The following is a 20,922-nucleotide window of genomic DNA, read 5'->3' as shown; positions in this document are numbered from 1 at the left end:
GTTCCGCGGAAGGGTGGTCGCGGGCATCGGCGCAGGGCTGCCCGAGGGATCGTCGCAAGTTCCTAGAGCCGCTTCCGGCGAGACAAACAATATATTATATTAAAGCGAAGACAGTCTGGAGGCAGGACATGCAGCACAAGCCGCTCGATGGGATCCGAATCCTGGAGATCGGGGGATATATATCCCTGCCGTTCGCCACCTCGATCCTCTGTGCGCTGGGGGCGGAGGTGGTGAAAATCGAGAAGCCGGTGGTCGGTGAGGACTTCCGGCGCCTGCAGAACGACGGGAGCCCGTATTTCCGCCAATACAACACCGGTAAGCGCAGCCTGTCCGTCGATTTGAAGAAGCCCGAGGGGATCGCGCTGGTCAAGGCGCTGGTGCCGCACTTCGACGTGGTGCTCGAGAATCTGCGCCCCGGCAAGCTGGCGGCGATGGGCCTCGGCCCCGAGGAGTGCCGCGCGCTGCGCTCCGATCTGGTTTACGGGTCGGTCACCGGCTTCGGCGGTGGCGGGCCGCTGGCCAACCGCCCTGCCTACGACACCATCGGACATGCCTTCGGCGGCCTGTACTCGCTGTTCGGTGATGCCGGCCATCCGCAGCTGGCGGGCGGTCTGAGCGCCGACCTGGTCACCGGTCTGAGCACGGCCACCGGCGTGCTGGCCGCGCTGGTGGGCCGATTGAAGACGGGGGCGCCGCAGCGTGTGGAGACCTCGATCATGGAGGCGGTGAGCTGTCTGACCATCGACGGCATCACCCAGGCCTTCGAACTGGGCGCGGACCCGAGTCGGCAGAGCCGTCACCCGCAGGCGCAGAACTTCTGCGTCAAGACCTCGACGGGGGAGTTCCTGGCGATCCACCTGTCCTCCTCGCAGAAGTTCTGGCACGCGCTGTGCACCGCGATGGACCGGCTGGACCTCACCGAGGATCCGCGATTCGCCGAATACCGCCCCCGCGAATCGAACTACTTCGAACTCGCCGAGATCGTCGAGGCCGAATTCGAACGCAAATCGGTGCAGCACTGGGAGCAGGCGCTCACCGCCGCCGACGTACCCTTCGCGCCGGTGCTGTCGATGTCCGGCTACCTCGGGCACGAGCAGGTCGAATGGCTGGAGATGGTCGAACGCCAGCCCGACGGGCTGGCCCTGATGCGGCCGCCGTGGAAGTTCGACGGTGAACGTCCGGATCGGCCGGGAACCGCCCCGCGGGTCGGCGCGCACAGTCGCGCTGTCGCCGCGGAGGTGTATTCGCCCGAGCAGATCGAGGAACTGGTCCAGAACAAGGTGATCTACGCCGAGGAATGAACCACGCGGTATCGAGACATCCTGTCTTCCAACAACAGTGAGTGAGTGTGTATGTCGAGCAACGACCTGATGACGGGCGCCTCGGTGGAGCTGGAGAAGCTGCTGGACTCGCGGTGGAGTTGCCGGGCCTACGAGTCGCGCCAGGTCCCCAGGGTCGATATCGAGCGCCTGTTCGCCCTCGCGCAGCGCTCGGCGTCGTGGTGCAACACCCAGCCGTGGCAGGCGATCGTGACCTCCGGCGCGGCCACCGACAGGTTCCGTGACGCGCTCGCCGAGCACGCGCGCCGGCACACCGCGCCGGAATTCGATTTCGAGGCACCCGAGCAGTATCGGGGGGTGTACCGCGATCGGCGCCGGGCCAGCGGCTGGCAGCTGTACGAGGCGGTCGGCGTGCGACGGGGTGATCGTGAGGCCTCCGCCCGGCAGGCGTTCGAGAATTTCCGCCTGTTCGGCGCTCCGCACGTCGCGATCATCACCACCGATGCCGAACAGGGCGTCTACGGTGCGGTCGACACCGGGCTGTATATCGGCACCCTCCTGCTCGCCGCCCACAGCATGAGGATCGCCACGATCGCCCAGGCGGCGCTGGCCGGGCAGTCGCCGTTCATCCGCGAGTACTTCGACATCCCCGCAGGCCGCAAGATCGTCGTCGGCATCTCCTTCGGATACCCGGACCTCGAGCACCCCGCGAACGGTTATCGCACCGCACGCGCGCCGCTGAGCGAAGTCGTCACCTGGCGGGACTAGCGGCCCGGCGAACGGCCGGGGCCGATCCTCCGCCCGCAGCGTGACAATATAATATATAATGTTGTAAGCTGGGTTCGACCGCGGGAAACCGGGGAAGCACCCTCATCGAATCGAAAGGACTCGTCATGGCCGGCCTCTACTTCGAGGAGTTCGAACCCGGAACCGTCATCGAGCACGCGACGCGGCGCACGGTGACCGAGACCGACAACGTCCTGTTCAGCACGCTGACCCTCAATGTCGCGCCGCTGCACCTGGACGCCGAGTACTCGAAGAACTCCATTCACGGCCAGCGTCTGGTCAACAGCCTGTTCATTCTCGGCCTCGTCTCGGGGATCACCGTTCCCGACACGACCCTGGGCACCACGCTGGGCAACCTCGGATTCCAAGAGGTGAAGTTCCCGGCGCCGGTCTTCCACGGCGACACCATCCGGGTGCGGACCGAGATCGTGAGCAAGCGGGAATCCAAGAGCCGCAACGACTCCGGCATCGTCAACTTCCGGCACCAGGGCATCAACCAGCGCGACGAGGTGGTCTGTGACTGCCTGCGCGCCGGTCTGATGCTCAAGCGTTCCGCCGCGCCGGAGCCCGCGACCGCGTCCTGATTCCGACAGACCAGTCGCGCCGAGAAAGGATGTGCCCGATGCGAGGACCAGGTCCCGCCGATTCGACCCGACCGTCGGTATGGATGCCCACCGACGACGTGCGTGCCCGCAGCCGCCTGTTGACGGCGATGGCGAAGTGGGGTTACAGCAACCTCGCAGAGTTGCACCGGGCGTCGGTCGATGATCCGGAATGGTTCTGGCGCGCCGCGATCGAGGATCTCGGCATCGAGTTCGCCGAACCGTTCGACCGGGTTCTCGACGACAGTGACGGCACGCCTTTTCCGCGGTGGTTCCCGGGCGGCCGGCTCAATCTGGCCACCCTGTGCGCGCATCGCCACGCCACCGGACCGATCGCGGACAAGATCGCGGTCGTCTACGAGGGGGACAACGGCACCCGCCGCACGCTGAGCTATGCCGAACTCGACGGGCAGGTCCGGCGGTTCGCGGCCAACCTTGCCGCACTGGGTGTTTCGCAGGGGGACCGAGTGGTGCTGTTCGCGCCCGTCGTTCCCGAAACCATCGTGGCGTTCCTGTCCTGCGCGATGATCGGCGCCATCTCGGTCCCGGCCTTCACCGGTTACGGCCCGGAAGCCCTCGCCGCACGCCTGCACGACTCCGAAGCGGTCCTGCTGATCACCGCCGACGCAACGACGCGCCGCGGAAAAGTGGTGCCGCTGAAGGAGACTGCCGACGAAGCCCTGCAGTCGGCCCCGTCCGTCCGCCACAGCGTGGTGGTCCGTCATCTCGACAACGACGTCGAGATGCGCGACGGACGCGACATCTACTGGGACGAACTGCCGGCGAACCCGGAGCCGGTGCCGACGGTGCAGGTCGAATCCAACGACCCGCTCACCATCGTCTACACCTCCGGTACCACCGGGCGTCCCAAGGGCATCGTGCACTCGCACGCGGGATTCGCGGTGAAAACCGCCGTCGACTTCGGCTACAGCTTCGATGTGCAGGACGACGACGTCATCGCCTGGATCTCGGATATGGGCTGGCTCGTCGGACCGATGCTCATCGCGGGCGGGCTGCAACTCGGCGCCACCGTCGTGTTCACCGAGGGCGTGCCCGATCATCCCACGCCCACGAGGATGTGGGAGATTATCGACCGCAACGGCGTCACTGTACAGGGTGTGGCGCCCACCGCGATGCGGCTGGTCATGGCCCGAACCGACGGCGCCCCAACTGGTCTGGACACGCTGCGAACCTTCGTGTCCACCGGCGAGGCGTGGGACGAACCGACCTGGCGCTGGTTGTTCGAAACCGTCGGCGGCTCGAAGCGGCCGATCGTCAACTTCAGTGGCGGCACCGAGGTGGGTGGCGGTCTGCTGGTCGCTTACCCGTTCCTGCCGATCGACCCCGCCTCCTTCAACGCGCCGCTGATCGGCGCGGACATGGCCGTCCTGGACGGTGACGGAAAGCCGGTGATCGGCGAAGTCGGCGAACTCGCCGTCCTCAACACCTTCCCCGGCATGACGCACGCGTTCTGGCAGGACCGCGAACGATATCTCGAAACCTATTGGAGCTTCTGGGAAGACGTGTGGGTGCACGGTGACCTGGCGGCGGTCGACGAGGACGGAATCTGGCATATCCACGGCCGCTCCGACGACACCATCAAGGTCTCCGGCCGTCGCGTCGGTCCCGCCGAGATCGAGGCGGCGCTGCTGAAGGATCGCCGCATCGTCGAGGCGGCGGTCATCGGCGAGCCCGATCCGCAGCGGGGCCAGCGGGTCGTCGCCTTCGTGGTGACCGGCGCCGATACCGATCACGACGACCTGAAGACCACCGCCGTGCACAACATCGGCCGGTCGTTCGCCCCGAGTTTGCATGTGGTGCAAGCACTTCCGAAAACCAAGAACGGCAAGATCATGCGCCGCGCCATTCGCTCGCGCTATCTCGGCCTCTCACAGGGGGATCTGTCGTCCTTGGATCCCGCCACGCCCATCGACGGCATCCCGACCCGATCAGGAGATCAACAGTGACACTCACCGACGAAGGCGATCTGGAACTGGTTCGCCAGAACACCCGCGAACTGGCTCGCAAGTTCGGCTACGACTACTGGCGCGAGAAGGACAAGAAGGGCGAATACCCCTGGGAATTCGTCAAGGCCTTCGCGGCGGCCGGATGGCTCGGCGTCATGATTCCCGAGGAGTACGGCGGCCTGGGGCTGGGCCTGACCGAGGCGGGCATCATGTTGCAGGAGGTCGCGGCCTCCGGCGCCGGCATGAGCGGCGGCTCGGCCATCCACTTCTACGTCTTCCCGCCGGCGCCGATCCTGCGTTACGGCTCGGAGGAGATGAAGCGCGAATGGCTGCCGAAACTGGCCTCCGGTGAGATCCTGATGGCCTTCGCCGTCACCGAACCCACTGCGGGTGTGGATACTTCGCGTATCCGCACCAAGGCCACCAAGACCGAGGGCGGCTGGGTGATCAACGGGCAGAAGGTGTTCATCACCAACGCCCAGAACGCGCACAAGATCCTGATCGTGGCGCGCACCTCGCCGCGCGACGAGAACAAGCCGCTCGACGGCATCACCCTGTTCTTCACCGATCTGGACCGCAGCAAGATCACCGTGCGGGAGATCGAGAAGCTCGGACGGTCGGCGATCGACTCCAACGAGCTGTTCATCGACAACCTCGAGGTCCGCGACGACGAGGTGATCGGCGAGGTCGGCCAGGGTTTCAAGTACCTGATCGACGGCCTGAATCCCGAGCGGATCGTGGTCGGCCTGGAAGGTGTCGGCCTGGGCCGCGCCGGTCTGGAACTGGCCACCCAGTACGCCAAGGACCGAGTCGTCTTCGACCGGCCCATCGGCAAGAACCAGGCCGTCGCCCATCCGCTGGCCGACTCCTGGATCCGGCTCGAGGCCGCCGAACGGGTCTGCATGCACGCCGCGGAACTGTTCGAGGCGCACAAGCCGTGCGGCAAGGAGGCCGCGGCCGCGAAATACCTCGGCGCCGAAGCCGGTTTCGAGGCGTGCGACCGCGCGTTGTCGACCTTCGGCGGGTACGCGTACTCCAAGGAGTACCACGTCGAACGGTTGTGGCGTGAGGTTCGCCTGCTGCGTAACGCGCCCTTCTCGCAGGAGATGGTGCGCAACTACATCTCGCAGCAGGTGCTAGGACTCCCGAGGTCCTACTGATCACCCCTGCAGGGGATCTCGGGCACGACGCCGGCCGCCGTCAGTCACAGGTCGCGGCCGGCGTCGTCTTCCAACGAAACAGGAGTGTGTGGTGATGAGCGGACCGCTGACCGGCGTGCGGGTTCTGGTCCTGGCCGGCATGGGCCCGGTGCCCTTCGTCGGCATGTTGCTGGCGGATATGGGCGCCCAGGTGGTGCGGGTGGTGCGGCCGCCGCATCGGTCCGCGCGTGCGCTCGGTCAAACCGACGGTCTCCGTGAGGAATTCGACGTGGTCAATCGCGGCGGTGACGCCATCGCGGTGGACCTCAAGGATCCAGAGGGCATCGAGAACGTGCTGCAGCTGATCGCGGGCGCGGACGTGTTCATCGAGGGCTATCGGCCCGGGGTGGCCGAACGGCTCGGGCTGGGGCCGGATGTGGTGCTCGCCCGCAATCCCGAAATCGTCTACACGCGGCTGACCGGATACGGCCAGAACGGTCCGCTGGCGACCGAAGCCGGGCATGACATCAACTATGTCGCGCAGACCGGCGCTCTGCACGCGATGGCGCGCGCCGGTGAGGCGCCGCGGCCGCCGATCAATCTGCTCGGCGACTACGCCGGCGGCGCGGCGATCGGCGCGTTCGGTATCGTCTGCGCACTGCTGGAGGCGTGGAAGTCCGGCCGCGGCCAGGTCGTGGACGCGGCCATGGTCGACGGTGTCGCGCTGCTGACCGCGAAACTCCAGGGCCTGCGCGCGGCGGGGCTCTACAGCGACGAGCCGGGTACGAACTACCTGGACTCCGGCGCTCCCTTCTACGACACCTACCGCTGCGCGGACGGCAACTACCTCGCGGTCGGCGCGCTCGAACCCGACTTCTACGCCGAATTCCTGGCCCGTCTCGGCGTCGACACGACCGGCTGGCCCGCACAGGACGACCGGGAGAACTGGCCCCGGCTGCGCGAACTCATCGGCGCCGCGATCGCGACCCGCTCCCGTGCGGAGTGGGCGGGCATCTACAAGGGCACCGACGCCTGCGTGACCCCGGTGCTGACCTTCGACGAGGCGGCCGAGGATCCGCACAATGCCCAGCGCGAGCTGTTCCAGCGTGTGCACGGCGTGCTGCATCCGGCGCCCGCGCCCCGGTTGAGCCGCACTCCCGCCCGCGCGCCCTCGGTGCCGCGCACCGACCATCTCGACGTGGCCGGACTGATCGCCGACTGGACCGGACCGGACCTGTCGCGCGACGGCGAATACGTTGCCGCACAAGCTGTCTCGAAGGAGAATCGCGCATGAGCGCACCGCTGTCGGGAATCACCGTCCTGGGGCTCGAACAGGCCATCTCCGCGCCGTTGTGCACTCGCCATCTGGCCGACCTCGGCGCCCGCGTGATCAAGATCGAACAGCCGGGCTTCGGCGATTCCACTCGCCACTACGACCGGGTGGTGCGGGGGATGGCCGCGCATTTCGTGTGGCTGAACCACGGCAAGGAATCCGCGACGCTCGATTTGACCGATGCCGCCGATCAGGAGGTGTTCACCGGGCTGCTGGAGCGAGCCGACGTGCTGGTGTCCAACCTGGGGCCGGGAGCTCTGGGCCGGCTGGGGTTCGAGCCCGAGGAGCTGCTGCGGCGGTATCCGCGCCTGATCGTGGTCGACATCTCCGGCTACGGCCGGGGCGGGCCGCTGGATCACAAACGCGCCTACGACCTGCTGATCCAGGCCGAGGCGGGTTCGTGTGCCATCACCGGGACGCCCGGGGCGCCGGCCAAACCCGGTATTCCGGTCGCTGATGTCGGGACCGCCCTCTACGCCTATTCCAGTGTGCTGGCCGCGCTCTACGACCGCGACCGCACCGGCCGCGGAGCGCTGATCCCGATCGCGATGCTCGACGTCGTCGCCGAGATGATGGGCTTCGCGTTGAACCAGGTGCTGCACGCGGGGACCGAACCGGAACCGGTCGGCATGGGGTCGCCGATGATCGCCCCGTACGGCGCCTATCCGACCGCCGACGGTCAGACCGCCGTGCTGGGCACCACCAGTGATCGCGAATGGCGCCGCCTCACCGAGGATCTGCTCGGCCGTCCCGATCTGGCGGCCGACCCGCGCTACAAGCACAATCACGATCGCGTGGCTCACCGCGCCGAGCTGGACGAGATCGTCGGCGCGTGGTGCGCGCAGCGCGATCTGGCCGATATTCAGCGCCTGGCCGATGCCGCCGGCATCGGCAACGCCCGGCTCAACGGGGTGCGGGAGCTTGCCGAGCATCCGCAGCTGGCCGATCGGGGCCGGTGGCGCGAGGTCGGCTCGCCGGTGGGTCCGCTACCGGCGCTGCTGCCACCCGCGCTGGCGCGCGACTGGTCCGCCGTGTCCGGAAGCGTGCCCGAGCTGGGCGCCGATACGGATGCCATTCGCAAGGAATTCGGTGGCCCGCGCGAGGACATAGCGCCGCGGTCTAGCGAAGGCTGAGACGGCCCGGCCGCTGAGCAGGGGCGTTCCGTTCCGGAAAGCATGAGGCATAATGCATAACAAGTGCCGACCGGAAAGGACCGAGTGTACATGGACTCGACGACGCGGAGTTTACCGCGGAGCTCGAACGCTCAGCGCCAGCAGCTCTCGGAGGATGTCGCGACCTATGTGCGCGAGCTGATCATCACGGGGCGGGTCCGGCCCGGCGACTTTCTGCGCACGGAGCCGATCGCGGAGGCGGTCGGGGTGAGCAACACCCCGGTGCGCGAGGGACTTCTGCTGTTGAGCGGTGAGGGTTTCGTCGAACTGGTCCCGCGGCGTGGATTCATGGTCTCGGCCTTCAGCCGCCAGGACGTGCGCGACATCTTCTGGGCGCAGGCGACGCTGGCCGGCGAATTGGCCGGGCGCGCAGCGAAATTGATCTCTCCGGCGCAGCTCGAGCATCTCGCCGACGTCAATGCCCGCCATGCCGAGGCGGTCGCGAAGGGGTCCGACCCGGAGCTGGTGGTGCAACTCGGGCACGAGTTCCATCGCACGATCAATCTGGCCGCGGATTCCCGCCGTCTCGCCATGCTGCTGCGCTCGATCGTGCGGCAGCTGCCCAACCGCTTCTACAACGACATCGAGGGCCACAGCAAGGACACGATGCAGCAGCACCCCGCGATCCTGGAGGCGCTGCAGAAGCGGCGCGCGAAGGCCGCGAACACCCTCATGCGCGATCACATCATGGAGGGCGCCGACGAGCTGGTCGCCATGCTGGAGGCGCAGGGCCTGTGGTCGGAGGAGGAGAAGTCCACGGCGTAGGGCGGGCGATAGCCTGTGCAAGCGGGGCGGGCCGAACGGTCCGCCCCGCTTTGCGTCAGCGACCACCGTTCCTCGGCCGGGCGGCCGCCGAGATGCCCGGGTCAAGTTTTACGCAAAATGCGTAATATCTGAAATTTCCCTCGGGATCGGTCGTGACTCGATACGATTCCGCAGGCCGGTTCGGCGGTATGTCGTTGTGACCGGCCACATTACGTCGGTCTTGCTCGATGCTCGGAGGGTCACCGTTGACCATGCCATCGCCCGGTGCCACGTCCTGCCCGGTCCCGCGCAGGGTGCCGTCCAACGAGAACGGACTCCGAACTCCGATCTACACAGCGGAATTCGCCGCCGATCCGTACCGGGTGTATCGAGAGTTGCGGGCTCGATACGGGGCGCTGGCGCCGGTCGAGCTCGCGCCCGGGGTGCCCGCGACGCTCGTGATCGGCTACGAGACCGCCCGGCGAATCCTCAACGACCCGGACCACTTTCCGGCCGATCCCCGGGTGTGGCAGCGTGATATTCCCGCCGACTGCCCGGTACTGCCGCTGATGGAGTGGCGCCCCAACGCCTTTCGCAGTGCGGGCGCCGACCATGCGCGTTATCGCGTCCCGACCGTCGAGGCCCTGAACGCCTTCGACCTGTTCTCCTTGCACAGCACCGTCGAAAGGATCGCGGTGCCGTTGATCAACGAGTTCTGTGAGACGGGCGCGGCGGAACTGATCGGCCAGTACGCCTATCCGCTGACCTTCGAGGTGGTCAACACGATGCTCGGCTGTCCGGCCGATATCGGGCGCAGGGTGGCGGAGGGCATGGCCTCGATATTCGACGGCTCGGACACCGACGAGGCCGATGCGATGCTGGTCGCGGCGCTGGCCGACCTGATCGCCTACAAGCGGAAGGAGCCCGGCGACGATATCACCACGCGCTTGCTGCGCCATCCGGTCGGCCTCGACGACGCCGAGCTGAACAGCCAGCTGTTCAGCTTCTACGGCGCCGGCATCGAGCCGCTGCAGAATCTGATCGTCAACACCCTGAGCATGCTGCTGACCGATGAGCGATTCGCCGGCGGGCTGCTCGGCGGCAGCCTGACCACCCGTGCGGCACTGGACGAAGTGTTGTTCACCGATCCGCCGCTGTCGAACATGTGCACCACCTTTCCGCGGCAACCGATCCTCATAGACGGTGTCTGGCTGCCCGCGAACGAGCCGGTCGTGATCAGCATGGCCGCCTGCAACAACGATCCCACGACCGGCACCGGCGAATACTTGGACAACAATTCGCACCTGTCGTGGAGTATCGGACCGCATGCGTGCCCGGCCCGCTCGGTGGCCTACCTGGTCGCTCAGGATGCCATCGACCAGCTCGTCGACGCCCTGCCCGAGATGACACTCGGCGGTGCGGAGCTGACCTGGCGTCCCGGCCCGTTCCACCGCTCGCTGACCGCGTTGCCGGTGACGTTCCCGCGGTCGCCTCGGATGCCGGTGTGAGCAGGCGAGCGGATCGCGAAGCTGATTCACTCGGGAGATGAGTCTTTCGGCGCATCTCGAGAGGACCGGCCTGCCGATCGTCGAACAGCAGCGCGCGCATCCCACGGTGGCCGGGATCGCCCGCGGCGATCTGCCCGCGCCGGTCTTCCGGTCTTGGCTCGAGCAGGATTATCTGTTCCTGCTCGATTACGTCCGGGTGTTCGCGCGCCTGGCCTGGCAGGCGCCGCCGGCGCATCTGGGCGATCTCGTGGATCTGGCCCACGCCACCTATCACGACGAGCTGACCTTGCATCGGTCGCTGGCGGCCGAGTTCTGCGCCGACCTCGACGGTGCGGTGAAAGGCCCTGTCTGCCAGGCATATACGACGTTCCTGCTCGATTCGGCGGCCTCGTACGCGGAGGGGCTGGCGGCGCTGTATCCGTGCATGTGGGGCTATTCGACCCTCGGCGCGATTCTCGCGCGCGAGCTGCCGGCGGAGCCACGTTACCGCCGGTGGGTCGAGACCTACGCCGACCCCGGATTCGCGGACCTGACGCGCCGCTGCGGGCAGATGCTCGACGAAACCGGCGCAGACCGGGCGCGGTCGGAGGCCCTGTTCCTCGAGGGCATGCGGTACGAGCTGGCGTTCTGGGACGTTCCGGGAGCTCAGTGAATCACAGTTTGGATATAATATATGATTACTGCTCGGGTCGATGCTGCCGCACAGTGCCGCACGCCGGCCCGCGACAGCACGTAGGGGGCTCGGCCAGGTAGGAGGCTCGGATGGCGGCCACACCGTTCTCGGCGCAGTACTGGAGCGAGATCGAGACGATCTCCCCGGCGGATGCGACGGTGATCCAGAACGAGCGGTTGCGGGAGCAACTCGCGCACCTGGCCGCGAACAGCGCCTTCTATCGCGCGAAATTCGCCGAGCACGGTGTCGATCCGGCGGCGGTACGCGGTGTGGAAGACCTTGTCGCCCTTCCCTTCACCGAGAAGCAGGAGTTGCGCGACAGCCTGGCGCAGTCGCCGCCGCTGGGCGCGCACGTCGCGGTCGCCGACTCCGATATCGTGCAGATCCAGGCATCCTCGGGCACCACCGGGAGTCCGTCGTATGTCGCGCTGACCGCCGAGGACATCGTCACCTGGTCGGAATTGGGCGCACGAGCGCTGTACGCCAACGGTTTCCGGCCCGGTTACCGCCTGCTGCACGGCTTCGGGATGAGCAAGGGTTTCGTCGGCGGCCTGCCGATCATCCAGATCCTGCAATACATGGGCATCGTGGATATTCCGATCGGTGCGGAAGCGGGGGCGGAACGGCTGCTGCGCGTGCAGGCCGATCAGCGGCCGAACGCGCTGATCGGAACGCCGAACTTTCTTGCCCACCTCGCCGAGCAAGCGCCCCGAATCGTCGGCCGTCCGGCCCGCGAACTGGGCGTGCGCACCATCAGTGTCGGCGGTGAACCGGGCGGCGGATCGCCCGCGATCCGCGAGAAGCTGGAATCGCTGTGGGGCGCCACCGCACGAGAGATGCTGGGCGGCACCGATATCGCCTGCACCTACTGGGGTGAATGCGACGCCGCCGACGGCATGCATTTCCTGTCACCGGATCTCATGGTGGCCGAACTGATCGACCCGGTGAGCGGCGACCGGATCGAACCGGTCGCCGGCGCCCAGGGCGAACTGGTCTACACCGCGCTGCGTCGTCAGGCCTCGCCGCTGCTGCGCTTCCGCACCCGCGACCATGTCGTCGTCACCGGCACCGACTGCTCGTGCGGCCGGACGGGATACAAGGTCCGCTGCATCGGCCGCACCGACGACATGCTGATCGTGCGCGGTATCAACGTCTTCCCCTCGGCCGTCAAGGATCTGATCCTCGAACTGGCCCCGGCGACGACGGGGGAGATGCGCATCCGCCCCGACTTCGAAGGCCATTCCACCCAGCGCCCGCTGCCGCTGGTCGTCGAATACGCCGACGGTCTGAGCGAGGAGGCGCGAACCGGCCTGCGCGCCACCATCGAGCAGCGGATCCGTTCGGCCCTCAACGTGAAAACGGTGGTCGAACTCGTCCCGGACGGCACCTTGAAGCGGCCTGACCACGTGAAGGTCGCTTTGATCGAGCGGTGAGCGGTCTTTACCGGTGAGTGGTGGCGGCGGCCGGTCGGCACGCCCGCAGCCGCCCGCACTCCGGTCTCGGCCGCGTCGTCGGCTGCCCTCGACCGCGCTCGCGTCGTAGCGACGATGGCTCCGGCGCAGGGAATAGACGCCGTGCCGCGCGAGGAAGAGGGCTACGCGGTGCGCCGTCGGGGGACGGGGCGGTAATGCGCCCACCGGTATTCGATCCGCTCCCGGGGTGTGAGCCCGCCCCAGATGCCGTGCGGCTCATGGGATGTGATCGCGTGGTCGCGGCAACGGGCGAGCACGGGGCAGCGGGCGCACAGCTGTTTGGCGGCGGCCGTATCGGACTCGTCGTCGGCGTAGAAGGCGTTCACGTCGTGGGTTCGGCAGGCGGCGCGTAGCTGCCAGTCCCAGGCGTCGGTACGGGGCGCTGGAAGTTCGAGTGGCTTCTCGCGGGACAACGGAGGTCCTTCAGTATCGGCGGAGGGAGTAGCGGCCGACGGCGCGGCGGGCGTTGGCCACGGCGGAGGCGGTGACCGTGCCGATGACGCCGTGGCGGTCGAAGGCGACCGCGGTGCCGACGGCTATGCCGTGATGTTCGACCCGTTCGGTCAGCGCCAGACCGAGTTCGGTCCCCCGCGGCAACCGCGCGATCGTCATGGTGACGTCCGGATTGATGAACTCGAGTCCCGCACTGCCGAGGTTGGAGATCAGGTTCGTCACGTCGGCGATGGACGCGGCCGATTGGAACGGTGTCAGTGATTCGCCGTGCACGATCGGAATCGGGAAGTGCCAGACCTGCTTTCGATCGACGGTGGCGAAGTTGGCGGTCCATTCGCCCCAGCCGTGTTCGAGGTCGAAGTACAGCCGTTCCCGATCGCCGGGAGCGTGATCGGCGGCCGGTGGGGCAGGGGTGGTGCCGCCGGACCAGACCGCGCCTCCCGGCGTCTCGCTCGGGCGCAGGAACAGCGCGCTCGCTCGGGCGACCGGTTCGCCGTCCTGGTGCAGGACGGTGTCGATCAGACACACACGTGGCCCGTCGCGCATCACCGTCGCCGAGGTGGTGGACGGCTGCATTCTCGCCGCCCGGAACATGTCGAGAGTCCATCGCACGGGTTGCAGGTCCCCGCGCCCCAGGGTGTCGACCGTGCGCTCGGCTTCGCGGGCGAGTGCGCCGCTGACGGCCAGGCCGCGCATGTGTTCGGCACCCCAGCCGCTGGCGGCGCCCGGTTCGGGATGTAATTCCTCGGTATCCCCGTATTTCACGCGGAAGAACGCACGATCCATGCGCTGGCCTTCCTCTCTGGTCGACAGCCGGCCCCGGCGCCGATGACCGGCGATCGGGGCGTTGCGCCGGATGCGGCGTTCGGTGAACTGGAGATCCGGATCGGTCTTGTAGTACTTAATATATAATGTTTTCATTGGTTTCGGTATTCGAGATCGGTACGGAAGGACGGACATGAGCCGCTATACGCGTTTCGAGCACCTGCGGGTGGATGGCCCCGACGAGGCGGGGGTCGCCGAACTGGTGTTCGACGCCCCGAATCTGAACGCGGTCAGCGAGGGCGCCCACGCCGATCTGGCCGAGATCTGGCGCGAATTCGACGCCGACCCGCAGGTCAAGGCCATCGTGATCCGCGGTGAGGGTAAGGGCCTGTCGGCCGGCGGCTCGTTCTCGATGGTCGAGGCGATGCGCGACGACTACGACGTTCGCACCCGCGTGATGCGGGAGGCCCGCGATCTGGTCTACAACCTGCTCGACTGCACCAAACCGATCGTTTCCGCCATCCACGGCCCCGCGGTCGGCGCCGGACTCGTTTCCGCGATCCTCGCCGACGTCTCGGTGACGACCAAGACCGCCAAGATCATCGACGGCCACACTCGGCTCGGGGTGGCCGCCGGCGACCATGCCGCCATCTGCTGGCCGCTGCTGTGTGGTATGGCCAAGGCCAAGTACTACTTGATGACGTGCCGGCCGCTGAACGGTGAGGAGGCCGAGCGCATCGGCCTGGTCTCGCTGTGTGTCGACGCCGATGCCGACCTGCTGCCGACCGCGCGGGAGGTGGCGCGCGAACTCGCCGCCGGCGCTCCGACCGCGATCCGGTGGACCAAACAGTCGCTGAACAACTGGTACCGGCAGGTCGCCGGCTCCATCTTCGACGCCTCGCTCGCGCTCGAGTTCTACGGCTTCGGTGGCCCCGAGGTCCGCGAGGGCCTGGCCTCCCACCTCGAGCACCGCAGCCCGAAGTTCTGAATCACCGAATTTCCCAGAAGGAGAAGACCTGTGAAGCCGTACCGTTCCATGTTGTTCGTGCCCGGGCACAAACCCACCTGGGCTGAGAAGGCGGTCGCCGCCGGCGCCGATGCGCTGATCCTGGATCTCGAGGATTCGGTGCCGGCCGCGGAGAAGGCCGATGCCCGGGTCACCGTGCGCGAGACCCTCGGCCGGCTGCGTGAGCAGAATGTGCGACCCGACGTGTGGGTGCGGCCCAACAGCTACGACAGCGGACATTTCGGCGCCGATGCCGAGGCCGTCATCGTGCCGGGTGTGGCGGGTCTGTTCCTGCCGAAGGTGTACAACGCCGAAGAGGTCCGGCGCATCGACGCCGTGGTGTCGCACATCGAAGAGCGCGAGGGGCTCGAACCCGGTTCGGTGGGCCTGATCATCAGCTTCGAGACCGCGGTGTCGGTGGCGCACTGCGAGGAGATCGCCGAGGCGTGCCCGCGAGTATGGAGTCTGCTCGGCGCCACCGGCCCGAACGCCGATGTGGGTCGCGAACTGGGTTTCGAATTCACCCTGGAGGGCCTCGAGACGCTGTATCAGCGCAGCCGCATCGTCGTCGCGGCTCGTGGGGCCGGACAGACTCATCCGGTGACAGGCGTGTGGCAGGACATCAAGGATCTCGACGGGTTCCGTCGGTTCGCCGAGGATTCGCGGCGGCTCGGCTTCCGGGGCATGGTGTGCATCCACCCGTCGCATATCGCCATCTCCAACGAGGTGTTCACCCCGTCCGAGCAGACGGTCGACTACTACCGCCGGATGATCGCCGCCTTCCGTGAGGCGGAGGCCGCGGGTAGCGGTGCGGTCGACTTCGAGGGTGTGCATATCGATCTGGCTCATGTGAAGACCGCCGAGGCGGTGATCGAACTGGCCGACGCGATCGGCGTGTAAGCGGTAGCGACGATGCCACCGGCTCCGGGAGGTGACCTCTCGGGGCCGGTTTCGCGTGTCGAGGGGGTGAACTAGGTGCTTTCGGCCGTCCACGGCCCGCTGCGCTCCAGCATGCCGAGCACGCCCTGAGCGCCGTCAAGGATGTGCTTTTCGGTCAGCTCCCGGACGCGGTCGGAGTCGCGCTCGCGTAGCGCCTCGATCATCTGCGGGTGATCGTTGCCGATGGCGGCCAATCGGCCCTCCAGTGAGGCGTAGAAGCGATTCGGCAGATGCCGCACGACCGAGCCCAGGAGCAGGGTCAGGCGGTGCGAGCTCGCCGCCAGATTGATGTGGCGATGGAATTCGTGGCCGTGCACGGCGATGGCATCGCGATCGTCGGCGGTGATCGCGTCGTCGAGCCGGGCATTGATCGCCTCGAGCTCGCCGATCTGCTCGGCGGTGATCGTCGTCGCGGCGCGCGCGGCCAGCTCTGCGGCGAATTGTGCCTGCGCCCAGAACAAGTCGTACACATCCTGCGGGGTCACCGGTGCCACGACGAATCCCCGCCGCGGCACCAATTCGACGAAACCCTCACTGCGCAGCGACAGCAGTCCCTCGCGCACCGGCGTATTGCTGACCCCGACGGCTGCGGCGATCGGTTCCATTCGCAGGAATTCTCCGGCGCGTACCTGTCCGGACATGATCAGTTCCCGCACATAGGACGCGACCTCGTCGGGCAGCTGCTGCCGGCCGCCGCTGCCGCGGATATGAGTCGAGTTGTCGGCCACGCCAAGCCTCCCGGTGGGGTGTGCGCGCACATGATCGGCGCTCTAATACATAATATATAAGATTTGTTACGAATAGTGCCTGTTCGCGCCGTCACTACCCCGAATACGGCGAGAGCCCCGCACGAGTACGCCTCGCACGGGGCCCTGCGTCCCTGCCAGGGTGGGCCGCCACGGTCCCTGTCAGGTGAGTAGCACCAATGTGTCCGCTACGCAGGCCGGTTTGGCCGCGTCCGCGGCCTGCACCACGTAGCGCGTGGTGAGGATGGCGCCGGCCGGGGTGTCGCGCAGATCGGTGAAGGTCGCGGTGCAGGACAGGGCCGAATCCACCGGCACGGGGGCCGGGAAACGCACCTTGTCCACGCCGTAATTGACCCGGGCCGTGCCGAATTCGAGCGCGAACAGCTGCGCACCGAACTGCGGCAGCAGCGACAGTGTCAGATATCCGTGGGCGATGGTGCGGCCGAACGGGCCGTCGGCGGCGCGGGCCGGGTCGACGTGGATCCACTGGTGATCACCGGTCGCCTCGGCGAAGGCGTCGATACGAGCTTGGTCGACGGTCAGCGGATCGCTCGGGCCCAGCTGGTCGCCGAGCGCGGCGCGGACCTCGTCGAGGCCCGTGAAAGTGCGAATCATGGTGTGGGCCTTTCCTATCCGAAATCGATCTCGACGGTCGCGTTCGGGCCGCCCGCCACGCCGCCGGGACCGAACAGTTCGATCCGCAACGCCTTGTCGTCCTGCTCGGTCCGGAACTGGGCGGACTGGGCGCAGAACAGGGGAGCGCGGTTGCGGTGCCGCAGCCGGGCCGGGCGTCCGGTCTGCCCGGCGAGGCGCCGGACTTCGGCGGCGGCGAGCGTGATCAGCGGTCCGTGCACGACCAGGCCCGGATAGCCCTCCACACGCGTCGCGTACGGCCAGTCGTAGTGAATGCGGTGCGCGTTGGCGGTGGCCGCGGAGAACCGCATCAGCAACGTCGGATCGGTGGCGAAGTCCCACGCCGTATCCTCGGCGCGTCGCAGCGGGCTGCCCGCCGGCGTCAGTGCCGCTGCCTCGGCCACCGGAGCCTCGGCGGATGCTGCCGGGCCTGCCTCGCGATAGATGAGGTCCTGGCGCTCTTCGAGGGCGAGTTCACCACCGTCGCGATACAGCCGGGTGCCGACGACCACGACGACCAGCTTCCCGGAACGTCCGGACTTCTCGGTCACCGATTCCACGCGCGAGACCCGCCGCACGGTCTCGCCGACGTGAATCTCGCTGTGCCAGCTCACTTCTCCACCGGCGAACATGCGCCGCGGCAGATCGACCGGCGGCAGGAAGCTGCCACGGACCGGATGGCCGTCGGTGCCGATCTGCGAGGAGACCGGCCAGCGCGGCAGCGCCACCCAATGCCACATCGGCGGGAGTTCGTCACCAGGGCCGGGGGCCGGCAACCCGTCGTCGAACAGCGACGCCAGGGTCGCGACCGGGTTGGGGTCGATGAGTTCTTCGGTGGTGACGGTGTGCGGTTCCCACTCGGGCACTACATGAACCTTCCGCCGGTGACCTCCAGGACAGTGCCGGTCATATACGACGACAGGTCCGAGGCGAGAAACAGTGCCACCGAGGCGATTTCGCCGACCTCGCCGGCGCGGCCCATCGGGATCTCGGCCATCTTCTGCTCCCAGACCTTCTCCGGCATGGCCTCGGTCATGGGGGTCCGGATCAGGCCGGGCTGGATGGCGTTGATCCGGATGCCGTGGTGGGCGACCTCCTTCGCGGCGGCCTTGGACAGCCCGACGATTCCGGCCTTGGCGGCCGAATAGTTGGTCTGCCCGACCAGGCCGACCTTGCCCGACAGCGACGACAGGTTCACGATCGCGCCGCGCTTGCGCTCGCGCATGATCGCTGCCGCCTTGCGGGTGCCGTTCCACGTGCCCTTGAGGTGCACCGAGATGACCTGGTCGAACTGCTCTTCGGTCATGGTGCGCATGGTCGCGTCGCGGGTGATGCCGGCGTTGTTGACCATGATGTCGAGGCTGTCGTAGGTGTCGAGCGCGGCCTGCAGCAGGGCGTCGACGTCGCCGGAATCGGTGACGTCGCAGCGCACGCCGATGGCCTTGTCCGGGCCGCCGAGGCGTTCGGCGGCCTGCTTCACGGTGTCGGCGTCGAGGTCACCGAGCACCACCCGGGCGCCTTCTTCGATGAACTTCTCCGCGATGGCGTAGCCGATGCCCTGGGCGGCGCCGGTGATGACCGCGGTGCGGTTGTGCAGCAGTGGTTGTGACATGTCGGACTCCGTTTCGTCGGGTCGTCAGGAGCGGGCAGTGCCCGCCTGTAGCAGGATGCGGTGGGCGCGGTCGACCACCGGTTTGTCGATCATCTGCCCGTTGAGGGTGGCGACGCCGTCGGCCGTGGTCGCCTCCACTACCGATGTGGCCCAGCGGATTTCGTCGGCGCTCGGACGCAGCGCGGCGGCCGCCGTCACGACCTGCCGGGGATGGATGCAGAGCTTGCCCGCGAATCCGAGGCGGCGGGCGTAGTTCACGTCCGCGGTCAGGATCTCGGGCTCGTCGATACTGCCGGTGACGCCGTCGATCGGCCCGGACAGCCCGGCCGCGGCCGAGGCGAGCACCAGGGCGCTGCGAGCCGCCGCCAGTGCTTCGCGGTCGGACGGGTCGATGCCGAGCTGGGCGGCCAGGTCGAAGGTGCCGATGGCCAGGCGTCGCACCTCGGCGGCGTCGGCCAGTGCCGCCGCGTTCAGCACACCCCGGGCGGTCTCGATGAGCGCGATGAAGACCGGGGAGTCCAGCCCCGCCGCCGCGTTCAGCAACGCGCCGGGCTCCTCGGCCTTGGGGATCATCACGATGGCACGGTGTTGGGCCAGCATGGCGAGATCATCCGCGTACCACCGGGTTCCGGCCGCGTTGATCCGCACCGCACTCCGGTTTCCGCCGGCGAGCCACTGGTGCACGTAGTCACGGGCCTCGTCCTTGCGATCGGGCGCGACCGCGTCCTCGAGGTCCAGCACGACCAGGTCCGCGCCGGCCGCCTGCGCTTTCGCGAACCGGTCCGGTCGATCACCGGGCACGAACAGCCAGGTCGCGGCGGTATCGACCACAGCCGATCCGCTCGCCGCTGCGAGTGAGTCCTGTTGGGTCGCGGTCATTTACGCTTCCCCGCTTCGCGCACCAGCCCGCCGCCGATGATCAGGCGCTGGATCTCACTGGTGCCCTCGTACAGGCGCAGCAGTCGCACGTCGCGATAGATGCGCTCGACCGGGACCTCGCGCATATAGCCGGTGCCACCGTGGATCTGCACGGCCAGGTCGGCGACCTTACCGACCATTTCGGTGCAGAACAGTTTCGCCGCCGAGGGGCCGATGCGGCGGTCCTCACCGCTGACATACCGGGCGGCGGCCTCGCGCACCAGTGCGCGGCCGGCCATCACCCCGGTCTGCTGATCGGCGATCATCGCCTGCACCAACTGGAATTCACCGATCGGCCGACCGCCCTGGGTGGCCGAGGCGGCGTAGGCCACCGACTCGTCGAGGGCGCGCTGGGCCGAACCGACGGCGAGCGCGGCGATGTGCACGCGGCCGCGAGCCAGCGAGGTCATCGCCGCGCGGTATCCCACGTCCTCGGAGCCGCCGACCAGCGCCGCGGCCGGCACCCGCACGCCGGAGAACACCACATCCGCGGTCCAGGCGCCCTCCTGGCCCATCTTCTTGTCCTTGACGCCGACCTCGAGGCCGGGGGTGTCGGCGGGCACCAGGAACACCGCGATGCCGGGGCCCGATTCGTCGGCGGGACGGGTGCGGGCGAAGACCACGAACAGGTCGGCGATCGGCGCGTTGGTGATGAAGCGCTTCTGGCCTTCGATCACCCAGTCGTCACCGTCGCGCACGGCTTTGGTGCGCAGTCCCGCCGGATTCGAGCCCGCGCCCGGTTCGGTGAGGGCGAAGGAGGCCACGACCTCACCGGAGGCGATGCGCTCGAGCCACTGCGCCTTCTGCTCGTCGGTTCCGAAGTTCACCAGCACCTGACCGGCGATGCCGTTGTTGGTGCCGAACATCGAGCGCAGCGACAGCGAGGTGTAGCCGAATTCCATCGCCAGCTCGACATCCTGGGTGAGGTCGACGCCTAATCCTCCCCACTGCTGGGGGATGGCGTAGCCGAACAGGCCCATCTCGGCGGCCTGCTTGCACAGATCGTCCGGGATGGCGTCGGCCTCCATGATCTCCTGTTCGCGCGGCACGACCTTGGTGCGAACGAATTCGCGCACATGTGCCAGGATCGCGCTGAAGTCTTCGGGGCCCACCTCGGGCATGTCGATCACCGTCCTTTGCTCGCTTGAAGAATATTATATAAAATGTATACGCT

General features: G+C 67.6%; 21 protein-coding genes. 13 read left to right on the top strand and 8 right to left on the bottom strand.

Going from position 1 to position 20,922, the window contains the following annotated elements; genetic code table 11:
- Nucleotides 1–128: 128 nt before the first annotated feature.
- The 11 genes from AC5592_RS03950 to AC5592_RS03900 all read left to right on the top strand — a co-directional run bounded on the left by AC5592_RS03950 (nucleotide 129) and on the right by AC5592_RS03900 (nucleotide 12,637).
- Nucleotides 129–1,301 carry a CaiB/BaiF CoA transferase family protein gene (locus AC5592_RS03950; RefSeq protein ID WP_063063417.1) on the top strand — a complete coding sequence of 391 codons (1,173 nt, stop codon included), beginning with the start codon at nucleotides 129–131 and terminating at the stop codon, nucleotides 1,299–1,301.
- Nucleotides 1,302–1,352: 51 nt separating this feature from the next.
- The gene (locus AC5592_RS03945) at nucleotides 1,353–2,048 is read left to right on the top strand and encodes a nitroreductase (protein ID WP_063063537.1); all 696 of its coding nucleotides are present in this window, start codon (nucleotides 1,353–1,355) and stop codon (nucleotides 2,046–2,048) included.
- Nucleotides 2,049–2,173: 125 nt separating this feature from the next.
- Nucleotides 2,174–2,650, top strand: coding sequence for a MaoC family dehydratase (locus AC5592_RS03940; protein ID WP_063063416.1), 477 nt, complete (start codon nucleotides 2,174–2,176; stop codon nucleotides 2,648–2,650).
- 83 nt (nucleotides 2,651–2,733) lie between these two features.
- Nucleotides 2,734–4,635: an AMP-binding protein gene (locus tag AC5592_RS03935; protein WP_232329182.1), complete on the top strand. Its 1,902-nt coding sequence runs from the start codon at nucleotides 2,734–2,736 to the stop codon at nucleotides 4,633–4,635.
- The gene (locus tag AC5592_RS03930) at nucleotides 4,632–5,795 is read left to right on the top strand and encodes an acyl-CoA dehydrogenase family protein (protein WP_063063414.1); all 1,164 of its coding nucleotides are present in this window, start codon (nucleotides 4,632–4,634) and stop codon (nucleotides 5,793–5,795) included. The genes AC5592_RS03935 and AC5592_RS03930 overlap by 4 nt, the downstream gene beginning before the upstream one ends.
- A 94-nt stretch (nucleotides 5,796–5,889) precedes the next feature.
- Entirely contained in the window at nucleotides 5,890–7,068 is a 1,179-nt protein-coding gene (locus AC5592_RS03925) for a CaiB/BaiF CoA transferase family protein (RefSeq protein ID WP_063063536.1), read from the top strand.
- Entirely contained in the window at nucleotides 7,065–8,240 is a 1,176-nt protein-coding gene (locus tag AC5592_RS03920) for a CaiB/BaiF CoA transferase family protein (protein WP_063063413.1), read from the top strand. Before AC5592_RS03925 ends, AC5592_RS03920 begins: the two co-directional genes overlap by 4 nt.
- Nucleotides 8,241–8,330: 90 nt before the next feature.
- Complete coding sequence (locus AC5592_RS03915) at nucleotides 8,331–9,044, top strand: GntR family transcriptional regulator (RefSeq protein WP_063063412.1); 714 nt, start codon at nucleotides 8,331–8,333, stop codon at nucleotides 9,042–9,044.
- Between the two features lie 251 nt (nucleotides 9,045–9,295).
- The gene (locus AC5592_RS03910; protein ID WP_063063411.1) at nucleotides 9,296–10,531 is read left to right on the top strand and encodes a cytochrome P450 family protein; all 1,236 of its coding nucleotides are present in this window, start codon (nucleotides 9,296–9,298) and stop codon (nucleotides 10,529–10,531) included.
- Nucleotides 10,532–10,568: 37 nt separating this feature from the next.
- Nucleotides 10,569–11,183 (top strand): TenA family protein, encoded by a 615-nt coding sequence (locus tag AC5592_RS03905; protein ID WP_063063410.1) that lies wholly within the window; start codon nucleotides 10,569–10,571, stop codon nucleotides 11,181–11,183.
- Between the two features lie 110 nt (nucleotides 11,184–11,293).
- A complete protein-coding gene (locus AC5592_RS03900) occupies nucleotides 11,294–12,637 on the top strand; it encodes a phenylacetate--CoA ligase family protein (RefSeq protein WP_063063409.1) in 1,344 nt (447 codons plus the stop codon).
- Between the two features lie 161 nt (nucleotides 12,638–12,798).
- On the opposite strand, the gene AC5592_RS03895 is transcribed toward AC5592_RS03900, so the two are convergent.
- Nucleotides 12,799–13,089 carry a WhiB family transcriptional regulator gene (locus tag AC5592_RS03895; protein ID WP_063920233.1) on the bottom strand — a complete coding sequence of 97 codons (291 nt, stop codon included), beginning with the start codon at nucleotides 13,087–13,089 and terminating at the stop codon, nucleotides 12,799–12,801.
- Nucleotides 13,090–13,099: 10 nt separating this feature from the next.
- Nucleotides 13,100–14,050: an acyl-CoA thioesterase domain-containing protein gene (locus AC5592_RS03890; protein WP_063063407.1), complete on the bottom strand. Its 951-nt coding sequence runs from the start codon at nucleotides 14,048–14,050 to the stop codon at nucleotides 13,100–13,102.
- A gap of 37 nt (nucleotides 14,051–14,087) precedes the next feature.
- Between AC5592_RS03890 and AC5592_RS03885 the strand changes: the two genes are divergently transcribed.
- Nucleotides 14,088–14,882: an enoyl-CoA hydratase/isomerase family protein gene (locus AC5592_RS03885; protein WP_063063406.1), complete on the top strand. Its 795-nt coding sequence runs from the start codon at nucleotides 14,088–14,090 to the stop codon at nucleotides 14,880–14,882.
- A 30-nt stretch (nucleotides 14,883–14,912) separates the two neighbouring features.
- Complete coding sequence (locus tag AC5592_RS03880; protein ID WP_063063405.1) at nucleotides 14,913–15,800, top strand: HpcH/HpaI aldolase/citrate lyase family protein; 888 nt, start codon at nucleotides 14,913–14,915, stop codon at nucleotides 15,798–15,800.
- A gap of 71 nt (nucleotides 15,801–15,871) precedes the next feature.
- Here the strand turns inward: AC5592_RS03880 and AC5592_RS03875 are convergent, their stop codons facing one another.
- From AC5592_RS03875 to AC5592_RS03850, 6 genes are all read right to left on the bottom strand, one after another.
- The gene (locus AC5592_RS03875) at nucleotides 15,872–16,567 is read right to left on the bottom strand and encodes a GntR family transcriptional regulator (RefSeq protein ID WP_063063404.1); all 696 of its coding nucleotides are present in this window, start codon (nucleotides 16,565–16,567) and stop codon (nucleotides 15,872–15,874) included.
- A gap of 180 nt (nucleotides 16,568–16,747) precedes the next feature.
- Nucleotides 16,748–17,200 (bottom strand): MaoC family dehydratase, encoded by a 453-nt coding sequence (locus AC5592_RS03870; protein WP_084506299.1) that lies wholly within the window; start codon nucleotides 17,198–17,200, stop codon nucleotides 16,748–16,750.
- A gap of 14 nt (nucleotides 17,201–17,214) precedes the next feature.
- Nucleotides 17,215–18,084 carry an HTD2 family dehydratase gene (locus tag AC5592_RS03865; protein ID WP_063063403.1) on the bottom strand — a complete coding sequence of 290 codons (870 nt, stop codon included), beginning with the start codon at nucleotides 18,082–18,084 and terminating at the stop codon, nucleotides 17,215–17,217.
- Nucleotides 18,084–18,830, bottom strand: coding sequence for a 3-oxoacyl-ACP reductase FabG (fabG, locus tag AC5592_RS03860; protein ID WP_063063402.1), 747 nt, complete (start codon nucleotides 18,828–18,830; stop codon nucleotides 18,084–18,086). Before fabG ends, AC5592_RS03865 begins: the two co-directional genes overlap by 1 nt.
- A 24-nt stretch (nucleotides 18,831–18,854) precedes the next feature.
- Entirely contained in the window at nucleotides 18,855–19,709 is an 855-nt protein-coding gene (locus tag AC5592_RS03855; RefSeq protein ID WP_063063401.1) for an HpcH/HpaI aldolase/citrate lyase family protein, read from the bottom strand.
- A complete protein-coding gene (locus tag AC5592_RS03850; protein WP_157121551.1) occupies nucleotides 19,706–20,869 on the bottom strand; it encodes an acyl-CoA dehydrogenase family protein in 1,164 nt (387 codons plus the stop codon). The genes AC5592_RS03855 and AC5592_RS03850 overlap by 4 nt, the downstream gene beginning before the upstream one ends.
- Nucleotides 20,870–20,922: the final 53 nt, after the last annotated feature.

Origin of the sequence: Nocardia violaceofusca NBRC 14427, assembly GCF_963869435.1 — a bacterium.
Lineage (GTDB): Bacteria > Actinomycetota > Actinomycetes > Mycobacteriales > Mycobacteriaceae > Nocardia > Nocardia aobensis.
Note: the sequence above shows the minus strand (reverse complement) of the source record. Positions and strands in the feature narration are given on the sequence as shown.